This is a genomic window from Streptomyces fildesensis, assembly GCF_016107395.1.
Lineage (GTDB): Bacteria > Actinomycetota > Actinomycetes > Streptomycetales > Streptomycetaceae > Actinacidiphila > Actinacidiphila fildesensis.
Window position 1 is genome coordinate 1 of sequence record NZ_JAAIKO010000117.1, and the last position, 1,524, is coordinate 1,524.

Annotated in this window: 2 protein-coding genes; one reads left to right on the forward strand and one right to left on the reverse strand. The window is 68.5% G+C overall.

Annotation, left to right across the window (positions count from 1 at the left end; genetic code table 11):
• Positions 1 to 83: 83 nt before the first annotated feature.
• Positions 84 to 581, reverse strand: a complete 498-nt coding sequence (locus tag C6N31_RS42130) for a SpoIIE family protein phosphatase (RefSeq protein WP_138357161.1) — start codon at positions 579 to 581, stop codon at positions 84 to 86.
• A gap of 198 nt (positions 582 to 779) precedes the next feature.
• Between C6N31_RS42130 and C6N31_RS42135 the strand changes: the two genes are divergently transcribed.
• Positions 780 to 1,346, forward strand: coding sequence for a VanZ family protein (locus tag C6N31_RS42135; protein ID WP_438817454.1), 567 nt, complete (start codon positions 780 to 782; stop codon positions 1,344 to 1,346).
• Positions 1,347 to 1,524: the final 178 nt, after the last annotated feature.

A 1,524-nucleotide genomic window follows, 5' to 3' on the forward strand; every position in this document is an offset into this window, starting at 1 on the left:
CACCCCGACCCATAACCAGATCAACGGATCAGATGATCGGCCGGACACGGCCTAGCCGATGCATCGCCCGGAACATCCCCGTCCTACAGGGAAGTCGGCGGCCTGCCGCTTCGTCGTCCACGGGCAGGTCGGTGTGCCGGACAACGAGCGGGTCGCCAGCTCGGCTCCTTCCGCGCTTGGGCCAGCATCAGCTCCGGTCGTGAGGCGTCGGTGAGGTCGGCGCCGGTCGCGGCGTCGCTCTGGAAGTGGTGCAGGCCGTGCCAGTCCAGGCACCTGACCGTCGCGTCGTCCTCCATGCGGCCGTCGCCGGCATCGACGATCGCCCCGATGAGAGCGCGTGCAGCCTCCCGGGGGCGCAGTTCACGGGTGCGAATGACCGGATCGGACAGATCCGCGGTGGTGGCGTTGCGCTCGAGCATCCCGTCGGTGAGCATCACCAGCCGGTCGCCCGGCCGCAGGCCCAGCAACTGCACCCGATAGGTGCGGGCGAGCCGGTGCCACTGCCAACCGCTGCACACCCCGGCGCGCCGCATCCGCAGGAGACCCGTATCGGCACGGGTGAGGCCAATGGCTGAGAACATGACAGACTCAGCTGGCCCGTCGGTGACCGGTGCCCGCGCCGGTCGTTGAGCAGAGTGACAACGCACTGCTACGCCGCATGCTCTGCCTGCGTGCACGCCGACATCCCCGGACCGGGACGGAACCCCGCGCAGCGCCTGCCGCTGCACCTCGCGGTTATCGGAACGTCCAAGCAAACCACTGTGGCTAGGAGCTTGATAATGGCGCGGATGCCCCTGCGTGATAAGACCGCGACGGAACCCGGAGACCGGCCTTCAGGGAAGCCTCCCATGTCCGTGCTCGGCCGGGTCCTGGCCATGCTGCTGGCCTTCGTAGCGACGGTGGCCTTCGCAGTGGTGCTGGCCCGGCTGACCCTGGAACCCTCGGCGGCCTCCGTGTCGTTGACGCACAGCAATCTGCGCCCCGGTGACTCCATCCGTGCCTATCTCGCGCACCCCGCGTCCCTCGACACGGTCAAGCAGCTCGGCGGCAACATCGTCATGGGTGTGCCGTTCGGCGTGCTGCTGCCGGTACTGGTGCCCCGAACGCGAGGGCTGGTCCGAGTGGCGGTGGCCACCGCCCTCGTGATGCTCCTGGTGGAACTCGTCCAAGGCGCACTCATCATCGGGCGTACCTTCGACATCGATGACGTTCTGCTCAACACCACCGGTGCTCTGGTGGGTTACCTGCTGCTCGGCCTGTGGTTGGGCCGTGCGGTGCATCCCCGGCGACGCCACTGGTGGCACCGATTCACCCAACGCCCGGCCACCGCTACGGACCCGGCATAACCGAGCCTGTTCCTTCGCCCCTTCGGCGAGTGAGGTGTCGCGCGGCGTTGACGAGGTCGGCGAGCTGGGCGGTCACGACAGTGCTGTCCGAGCGGGGCGCTGGTGGCAGCCGGCAGCTTCGGCGGTCACGTCCGGGGTGGTGGTGTATGGGTTCCACCTGATCAGGGGGTTTGCGCCT